The sequence below is a fragment of the Terriglobia bacterium genome (assembly GCA_036496425.1).
GTDB lineage: Bacteria > Acidobacteriota > Terriglobia > 20CM-2-55-15 > 20CM-2-55-15 > 20CM-2-55-15.
Window position 1 is genome coordinate 1 of the sequence record DASXLG010000043.1, and the last position, 9011, is coordinate 9011.

The 9011-nt window shown below is 58.2% G+C and carries 10 protein-coding genes; 8 read left to right on the top strand and 2 right to left on the bottom strand.

Going from position 1 to position 9011, the window contains the following annotated elements:
- From VGK48_03240 to VGK48_03250, 3 genes are all read left to right on the top strand, one after another.
- On the top strand, window positions 1–842 hold an 842-nt coding region (locus VGK48_03240; GenBank protein HEY2380176.1), incomplete at its 5' end, for a thiol-disulfide isomerase.
- 72 nt (window positions 843–914) lie between these two features.
- Window positions 915–2381, top strand: a complete 1467-nt coding sequence (gene nadB / locus VGK48_03245) for an L-aspartate oxidase (GenBank protein ID HEY2380177.1) — start codon at window positions 915–917, stop codon at window positions 2379–2381.
- Between the two features lie 159 nt (window positions 2382–2540).
- On the top strand, window positions 2541–3704 hold the full coding sequence (locus tag VGK48_03250) for a molybdopterin-dependent oxidoreductase (protein ID HEY2380178.1): 1164 nt from the start codon (window positions 2541–2543) through the stop codon (window positions 3702–3704).
- Between the two features lie 100 nt (window positions 3705–3804).
- Here the strand turns inward: VGK48_03250 and VGK48_03255 are convergent, their stop codons facing one another.
- Window positions 3805–4620, bottom strand: coding sequence for an aldo/keto reductase (locus VGK48_03255; GenBank protein HEY2380179.1), 816 nt, complete (start codon window positions 4618–4620; stop codon window positions 3805–3807).
- Between the two features lie 9 nt (window positions 4621–4629).
- Here VGK48_03255 and VGK48_03260 point away from each other — a divergent pair, with 9 nt between their 5' ends.
- The 5 genes from VGK48_03260 to VGK48_03280 all read left to right on the top strand — a co-directional run bounded on the left by VGK48_03260 (window position 4630) and on the right by VGK48_03280 (window position 8336).
- The gene (locus VGK48_03260; protein HEY2380180.1) at window positions 4630–5091 is read left to right on the top strand and encodes a pyridoxamine 5'-phosphate oxidase family protein; all 462 of its coding nucleotides are present in this window, start codon (window positions 4630–4632) and stop codon (window positions 5089–5091) included.
- A gap of 89 nt (window positions 5092–5180) precedes the next feature.
- Window positions 5181–6269, top strand: coding sequence for an ankyrin repeat domain-containing protein (locus VGK48_03265; GenBank protein HEY2380181.1), 1089 nt, complete (start codon window positions 5181–5183; stop codon window positions 6267–6269).
- Complete coding sequence (locus VGK48_03270) at window positions 6197–6964, top strand: ankyrin repeat domain-containing protein (protein HEY2380182.1); 768 nt, start codon at window positions 6197–6199, stop codon at window positions 6962–6964. The genes VGK48_03265 and VGK48_03270 overlap by 73 nt, the downstream gene beginning before the upstream one ends.
- A gap of 62 nt (window positions 6965–7026) precedes the next feature.
- Window positions 7027–7719 carry a TIGR03435 family protein gene (locus tag VGK48_03275; protein ID HEY2380183.1) on the top strand — a complete coding sequence of 231 codons (693 nt, stop codon included), beginning with the start codon at window positions 7027–7029 and terminating at the stop codon, window positions 7717–7719.
- Between the two features lie 74 nt (window positions 7720–7793).
- Window positions 7794–8336 carry a redoxin domain-containing protein gene (locus VGK48_03280; GenBank protein ID HEY2380184.1) on the top strand — a complete coding sequence of 181 codons (543 nt, stop codon included), beginning with the start codon at window positions 7794–7796 and terminating at the stop codon, window positions 8334–8336.
- 91 nt (window positions 8337–8427) lie between these two features.
- On the opposite strand, the gene VGK48_03285 is transcribed toward VGK48_03280, so the two are convergent.
- A complete protein-coding gene (locus VGK48_03285; protein HEY2380185.1) occupies window positions 8428–8832 on the bottom strand; it encodes a DUF6152 family protein in 405 nt (134 codons plus the stop codon).
- Window positions 8833–9011: the final 179 nt, after the last annotated feature.

A 9011-nucleotide genomic window follows, 5' to 3' on the forward strand; every position in this document is an offset into this window, starting at 1 on the left:
TGGAATACACCTACGAAATCGTCCCGACGGGATTTACGGAAGACAAGTGGATTCAGATGTCTGAAATCCGGCCGGCAAGCCGGCAGCACGTACACCACGCCGTGGTTTATATCCGTCCGCCGGATTCGACGTGGCTCCGGAACGCACCACTGAATCAGCCTTTCACCGCATCGAGCCTGGCCGATCCCCATCTGCAGCATGAAGCACACTGGACCGACAGCGATCTTCTGCTGGTGTACGCGCCGGGCAGTTCGCCGGATCGGTGGCCTGACGGAATGGCGAAGTTCATTCCTGCGGGCTCCGATCTTGTTTTCCAGATGCACTACACGACCAACGGCCACGCCGATCGCGATCAGACATCGATCGGCCTGAGATTTGCACGGCAGGCGCCGGTGCAGCGGGTTCTCACGCTCCAGTTGACCAATGACCACTTTGTCATTCCGCCGGAAACCGATAACTACCGAGTTGAAGCATGGGGCTCGCTGCCGAATGACGCGACGCTGCTCAGTTTCTTCCCGCACATGCACCTCCGCGGGAAGCGTTTCGAGTACAACATCATCCACGATGCGGCGAACATCGAAACGCTGCTCCGCGTGAACTACGACTTTTACTGGCAGCTCAGCTACCGCCTCGCTCAACCTCTTCCTCTGAAGGCCGGAACCCGCCTGCAGGCCGTGGCGTGGTATGACAACTCCAGCAAAAATCCCCACAATCCGGATCCGCACACCAGCGTCACCTGGGGCGATCAGACGTATGAAGAAATGATGGTGGGATTCTTCGACGTCGCCGTGCCCAGGAATATGAGTAAAGCGCAGTATTTCGTGCGGCCTGATAACAAATAGTTTGCGCTGCCGAAGTAGAGGCCGCCAAAGCTCTCTTTCCCGGGACATGCAAGTGATGGCAACATCATATGAATGCGGGAGACGGATTTTATTGTCATCGGGAGCGGCATCGCCGGGTTGCGCGCCGCAATCGGCCTCGCCGAAGCGGGACGCGTCACGATATTCACGAAGGCGCAAGTCACCGAATCCAATTCCATGCATGCGCAGGGAGGAATCGCGGCGGCGATCGGCCAGAATGACGACGTCGGCAAACACTATGCCGACACGATAGCCGCGGGAGCCGGTCTGTGCGATGAAGAAGCGGTACGCGTGCTCGTTCAGGAAGGTCCGGCGGAAATCGATCGGCTGCTCGCGTGGGGCGCCGACTTCGAAAAAAACGGCCGCGTCCTGTCGCTGTCCCGTGAAGGAGGACACGGCGTAGCGCGGATCGTTCACGGCAACGGCGGCCTGACCGGTAAAGTCGTTGTCGATACTCTGCTTGCCCGGCTGCGCGGCGCCGCCAATGTGACGATCACTCCGTTTACTTTCTTTAGGGACTTGATCGTCGACGGTGATCGAGTCACCGGCGTTCAATTCGAACACGATGGATCGCGCAGCGCCTGCTTTGCAAACGCCGTATTGCTCGCAACCGGCGGCGGTTCTCACGTCTACTCCCAAAGCACGAATCCCGAAACAGCAACCGGAGACGGGTTGGCCGCCGCATATCGCGCCGGCGCGGAGCTCCGCGACATGGAATTCGTGCAATTCCACCCGACCGTACTGAATCTGCCGGGCGCTCCGCGATTTCTGCTGACGGAAGCTCTGCGAGGCGAAGGCGCGCGGATCGTAAACGAACACGGCGAGCGCTTCGTCGATGAGCTTCTGACCCGTGACGAAGTGAGCCGGGCCGTCTTTAAACAACTGACTGGGCGGGAAGCAGCGGCGGTGTTCCTCGACATGAGACATGTCCCCGCCGAGACTCTGCAGAAAAAGTTCCGGCACGTTTACACCACCTGCCTGCAATACGGCCTGGACATCACGCGGAATCCGATTCCCATCACTCCCGCCGCGCATTACTTCATGGGCGGCGTCGGCACGAATCTGGCAGGACAAACGACATTGTCTGGCCTGTATGCCGCCGGCGAAGCCGCATCGACCGGCGTGCATGGCGCGAACCGCCTGGCGAGCAATTCTCTGCTTGAAGCGCTGGTCTTCGGAGGCAGGGCCGCGGCTGCGATGAAGGACGAAACCGGCGCGGGTTCAAATGAAGTTGCGGCGGCGGACCTTCCGGCCTCAACGGCAGTGCCGCCGGCCGTTCGTGATATCACGTGGCGGTATGCCGGCATCGTCCGGAACGCCGAGGGCCTCAAAACGGGCATCAAGCTGCTCAGCGAGATGGACCAGCGTTCCAATCTCGTTACCGTCGCCCGAATCATTCATGAATGCGCGCTGGCGCGGGAAGAAAGCCGCGGCGCCCACTTCCGCGAAGATTTTCCCGAGCGAAGTTCATTGGGCCATCACTCCCGCATCCGAAAACAATATCCGTCAAAGTTGTTTTAGCCGCAGATTACGCGGATTACGCGGATTACGCAGATGGGCGCATCAATGAATCTTTTTTTGCGCCCATCTGCGTAATCCGCGTAATCTGCGGCTTTTGTGGCTACTCTTCTTCCCCGGAAATGTGACAGAATCGACTCGAAACTCACGAAGGAGCCGTACATGACGATGCAAACAACTCGCCGGGACATCCTCAAAGGCAGTCTGGCGCTTGCCGGACTCGGCCTGATGGGCCTGCCGGAATGGGCCCTCCCCGCATTGGCGGAAGGTGAAACCGTAATGCCATTCACCGACATTCCGGCCAATGCAAACTTCGCCACCAATGGCGAACGCCGGAACTATGACGTTCGTAAGATCGACGGTCCCTTCACGCCCAAAGACGAGTTCTTCACCACTCAGCATTACCCGCATCCGCAGATCGATCCTGTGGCCTTTCGCCTGAAAATTTCCGGCCTGGTGAACAAGCCGATGTCGATCTCACTCGATGAACTCAAGAAAATGAAAGCAACGGATCTCGTCGCGGGATTCGAATGTTCCGGAAACCGCCGCCCGACGCAGGGCCTGTCCGGCAATGGTAAATGGACGGGCGTCACCCTGAAAACCGTTCTCGATTCCGCCGGTCTCAAACCGGCAGCGAGGGAGATCGTTTTCTATGGCGCCGATCATGGCGAAGAAGAAGTCGAATTCCGTACACAGAAATACAAAGTCGATTACAACTTCGGCCGCAGCCTGTCGCGAGAGAAAGCTTTGTCAGCTGAACCCTTCGTGGCCTGGGCACTGAACGGCGAGCCGCTGACGCGATTCCAGGGGGCGCCGTTACGGCTGATTGTGCCCGGATGGTATGGAGTCTCGAATGTGAAATGGCTCTCGCAAATCCACGCTCAGGAAGAACGGTACATGGGCAAATACCAGACACGCTGGTATCGAACGGTGCGCGGCGAAATGATCGACGGCGAGATGCGCTGGAACGAGACGGAAGTGACGCACATGCAGCTGAAATCGTTCATCGCTCGCGTCACGAAGGAAGGCGGCAAGTATAAGGTTCTGGGAGTGGTGCTGAATGACGGCACACCGCTGAAATCCGTCGAAGTGAAGGTTGACGATGGGCCCTGGCAGGTGGCAACGATGGATCCGTCGACCAAGGAGAAATACGGCTGGAAGCTGTTTACCTACATCTGGACCGGCGCGATGCCCGGCGAACATACGGTGGTCTCACGCGTGACGGACGCAACAGGAAAGGTGCAGCCGACGGAGAAGGACCTGGAGAATAAGAAATCCTTCCTGGAAGACAATTCGCAGCAACCGCGAAAGGTGATGATCTCTTAAAACTCTATTGGAGGTTGCATCATTGGAGGTTTCTCCTTTTCTATATTTGAAATGCAGAAACCTCCAATGATGCAATCTCCAATAGGTTTTGTCTTCCTGTCTACCCCTCCACCCTCTCGACGAACTCCACTTCATCCGCCGTCAGCTCGAAGTCATAAACTTTCAGATCTTCCTTCATGTGCGGCAGGCTTGTCGTTCCAGTGAGCGGTACCATTCCCACCTGCATTGCAAACTTGAAAATCACCTGCTCGGCGCCGGCGCCGGCGCGGCGGGCGATCGCCTGGACCTGTGGATGGCGCACGACAAACGGATTCGCCGTCAGCAGCGAGAACCCCTGATACATGATTCCCAGCGCGCGGCAGATATTCCTCACTTCCCTGTCCCAACCGCGATTCGCAAAGCAGCGGTTCTGAACCACCATCGGCTTGATCTTCGCCTTATCCGCCAGCATCGCGAGCTGGCGCGCATTCACATTGCTGATGCCGATCATCCCTGCCCGGCCGGATTCATAAATCTCCTCAAGGGCGCCCCACACTTCCCAGTCTTCCGCGCCCAGCGACGGATAGTTATACGGCCCGTGCAGCAAATAGGAATCGATCCGGTTCGTTTTCAAGTGCTCCAATGATGATTCGAAGGACTGGCTCACCTGAGTCTTGATCTCAGCATCGGGATCATAGGGCAAGCGGTTGTCCTGCCCGCCGGGCGGCGTGAACTTGGTCTGCAGGAATAACGAATCGCGCGCGTGCCCTTCCGCAGCCAGTGCCGCCAGGGCTTCGCCGGCGAGGGACTCCGAATAATGTTTCGCCTGATTGGCCGTATCGATGGCCCTGAAACCGGCATTCACGGCGGTGCGAACAAGCGCGGTGGTCGCCTCTTTCTTCCAGGCTGTTCCGTAGATAAACGAAGGCATCGTCATAGGAACTCAATGTTATGCTACAAAACCGTGGCAACGATTCCGAAACTTCTTCACGAGCACATCAATACAGCTTTTCCAGTCAACGTCTGCCTGGTCGCGACGGTATTGCCCAGCGGCTTTGCACAAGTGACGCCGCGGGGCAGCCTGATGGTCTTCGATGACGATCACTTCGCTTTCTGGGAACGCGGAAAAGGCACGACCAACGCCAACCTGCAGGATGGTACCAAAGTAACGGTCTTCTTCCGGAAGCCGGAACTCCGGGTGGCGGGACTTCTGCCCAAGGGCGGGATCGCACGGTTCTACGGCACTGCCGCGCTTCACAAAAGCGGACCGGTCCGCGAACAGATCTGGGAGCGGGTCATTCAGCCCGAGAAGGATCGGGACCCGGAAAAGAACGGCTTCGGCGTGCTCGTCAAGGTCGAGCGGGCCGAGGATCTGGGTGGGGTCCTCCTGGATTTGAAATCAAACTGATCATCCGAAAGATGTCAGACGTCGAATGCACATGTCGAATGTCCAAGGGACGTTAGACATCTGACAATTAGACACTCATTGTCTTCGAAATGTTCCCTGCATTAAGATACCCCTACCGCATCACGACCAAACTCATCGCCATACTAATGCTTTGCGCTGCGACGATTCCGGTGTTTGCTTCCGGACGCGCCGGCATCGCGGACGCCGTGATGAACGGCGACCAGGCTCTTATGCGAAAACTTCTGCAGCAGAAAGCCGACGTCAATGCCGCGCAGATCGACGGTGCGACCGCGCTTCATTGGGCTGTCTACCGCGACGATCTCGAAGCCGCCCGGCTTCTGCTGAACGCCGGGGCAACAGCCGACGCCGGGAACCGCGAAGGCATCACACCTTTATATATGGCTTCGGTTTACGGCAAGCCGGTAATGATCGGCACACTCCTGAAAGCCGGAGCGAACGCGAAACAAAAGGGACCTTACGGCGAAACGCTGGTCATGCTCGCCGCGCGCAGCGGTAACCCGGACGCCATCCGGCGTCTGCTCCAGGCAGGCGTGGACGCGAATTCCGATTCGAGGCACGACGGCGCTGATGTGGGCGGCCGAGCAGAAACATCCGGCGGCCGTGAAAGCGCTACTCGACGGGGGCGCCGATTTCGCCGCGAAGTCCGGTCCGGCCGGGCTGCCGCGGAACTACATGTCGCAGAAGGTGAATGTCGCCAATGTCGAAACGGCGATGAAGCGCTGGGCGGAGGGGTGAAAAATAACCGGACCTACGAACAGCAACTCGCCTTCGAGGAAGCTAATGGGAAAAAGGTCCAGCGGCTGCTTCCCGACTTCGCCAAGGACGATCTGGCAACGATCGCGAAGTTTGTGGCCCAGGCTGCGTCGTCGTTTGGAGCGGGCGTGGATCAGATCCTCGAGTTCATTACGCCGCAGCTCGAAGCAAACGGACGGAATGTCGAGGAATTCAACAAGCTTGTTCGAGAGCAACTGGCCGAAGCCCAGGCTGCCGCAGGCGACACCGACACCGTGGTCGCCGGACTTGTTGGCCGGGGCGGCGGCGGTCTGACGGCGTTGACATTTGCCGCGCGCGAAGGTGACCTGGAATCACAAAAGCCCTCGCCGCAGCGGGCGCCGACCTCAACCAGGCCACGGAATATGGCTGGACGCCGCTCCTGACGGCCACCAACAACCGGCATTACCAGCTGGCCACCTGGCTTGTCGAACACGGCGCGAACGTGAATCTCCAGAATAAAGGCGGGTGGACGCCGCTCTACCTCGCGACGGACAATCGCAACATCGAAGGCGGCGACTACCCCGTGCCCCAGCCGGACATGAATCATCTCGAATTCATCAAGGTCCTGCTGGATCACGGAGCCGATCCCCAGTTTGCGACCGACTTCGGCAATACAGCTCTCTCTGCCGCCGCCGGAATCGGCTGGGTTGAGGGCGTCACCTATGAGCACTCGGCCGCTCAAAACGTCGAAGCGGTCAAGATGCTCCTGAACCTTGGCCTGGACGCGAATTCCGTGAACCGCGACGGAAGAACCCCCTTGATGGGCGCCGCACTCAAAGGCCGGAGCGATGTCGTTCAGCTGCTGGTCGACCACGGCGCGAAACTGGACACCCGCGACCACGGCAGCCGCGACACCGACACCAGCGTCTCCAAAATCGCCGGCCACACCTGGCAGGCGCTCGACTATGCGGACGGGCTGGTCCGCGTCGGCGTGCAGTCTGCCGTGACACATCCCGAAACCGCAGCTCTGCTTCGAAAGTTGATGATGGAGAAAAGCCTGCCGGTGCCTCCCGCGAATCGAATTGTGGATTCCATCTGCATCGTCGAAATCTGCAAAGAGAGACAATCCGCGCCGTAGGGCGCCGCACATCCGCAAAATTCGCGCAGTCATCTCCGCGCCTGCAACATAAACTTAAAAATATGAAACAGGTGCTGTTTGCGCTCGTGTCTTTCTCCGTTGTCTCCGTAAGACCTATCCAGTTTTCGCAAGCCATTTTCGTCAGCCCGACTCCGGTGGAAAGTCTTATCCAGATCAGCGGCAACAATGTCGGGACGAGAGGCAGCGTCACGGGCCTCGTGATGGCCGCTTACAAGTTGCGCCAGTTCCAGATCTCCGGCGCTCCCGCCTGGGCGGACACCTCCTGGTTCGATATCGAAGGCAAAACCACAGGCCCGGCCACGACCGATCAAGTGCGGCAACTGCTTCAGACACTGCTCGGCGAGAAGTTCCATCTGAAGCTTAAAACCAGCATGAAGGAAACGGCCGTCTACGAACTGGTGCCCGTCAAGAATGGGCCGAAGTTGAAGGAAAGCACGGGGCTGCATCCGGCCTTGCCCCCGAACCCGGACACCTCGATGGTGCGGATCAACGTGTTCAATCGGGACATGGCCAATTTTATCGGCCTCATCGCGCCGGATCTGGATCGTCCCATCATCGATAAGACCGGCTTGGCGGCGCGCTACGACTTCGGCCTGGAATACAAGCGCGCCGCGGAGGGCGACAAGTCGCTCTTCAATGCGATGGAGCAGCAGCTCGGACTGAAACTGGTCCCGGTCACGGAATCACTGGAAATGGCGGTTATTGAAGACGTGCAGCGGCCGGGGGAGAATTAAGTCGAATCGAGCGGGAGGTTCATAAATCCCGAAATCGCGGATGCCCACAGGCGTTATGATGGTCCCGGTGCGCTATGAATAAAGTTTTTGTGGTTTGCCTTGTTGTCCTGGCATGCGCAGCCTGCCGGAAGCCATCTCCCGATCCCATCGCCAGTCTTCTTCAAAACAAAAAGGGCGCGGTCTTTGTCTTCCTGGCGCCGGACTGTCCTCTATCCCAGAATTACACGCTGACGTTGAACAATCTGAACAAGGAGTTCGAGTCCGCCGGGGTCGGGTTTTATGGCGTGTTCTCCGGAGGCGCCATCTCCAAACAGGCGATGGACGACTTCGCCGCAACCTATCACCTGGGTTTTCCGGCAATGCTGGATGACCAATCGAAGGTCGCCGATTACTTCGGCGCCACCACTACTCCGGAAGCCTTCCTGACGGGGGCGACGGGCCAAACCGTCTACAAAGGCGCCATCGACAACTGGGCGCCGGAGCTCGGCCAGCATCGCACGGTCATCACGCAACATTATTTATTCGATGCGTTGGAAAGCGTACGAGCGGGCAAGGCGATCCAGGTTAAGGAAACTCAAGCGGTTGGCTGCTTCATCGAACGGAAGAACCAAAGCTGATATTCCGGACTTACGATTCCCCTGGAAAGCCGGAACCAACGTCGTAGGATTGTTGACGTTGTTCCGGCCGCACCAGATTTGTTAGGAAAAACTACGGTGTTTCGCCTTCGCTGGATGCCGCACCAAATTTCTTGCCGGTGCTCACCAACGTAACGTCTCGGGCATTGCCGCGATTGCTGCCGTTCTTCGCGAGTGTGCCATTAATTTTGACTTCGTCGCCCAGTTTCATGGTCGTGCGTGTCCATCCGCGACCCTGCAGGCCGTGCGGCGGTCCCATTTCCCAGCCCCAGTTCTGGACGGTGCCATCGGGCTGCTTCACGTCCACGTAGAACCAGACATGGGGATTGGTCCAATCAATCTTGGTGACAATGCCCTGCACGGTTGCAGGTTTGTTGGCATCAAATTCTGCCGAGAACGAATGGTGCGCCAGCGCGGGAATAGCCGCTGCCGTCACTCCAAGCGCCAGAGCAAACAAGACAACTACACTTTTCTTCATCTAGATCCTCCTTAGCGTTTCAGCGTTTCAGCGTTTCAAAAATCGATACGAGCGTTGAGCGTCACAGTTCGACTTCCAGTGGCGGTAGTGATGCGGCCGAAAGTCGAGGAATTGATATCGGTGACAGGATTGCCCCACTGCGGTTTGTTTAAGAAGTTCACGGCATCCGCGCGGAGCGT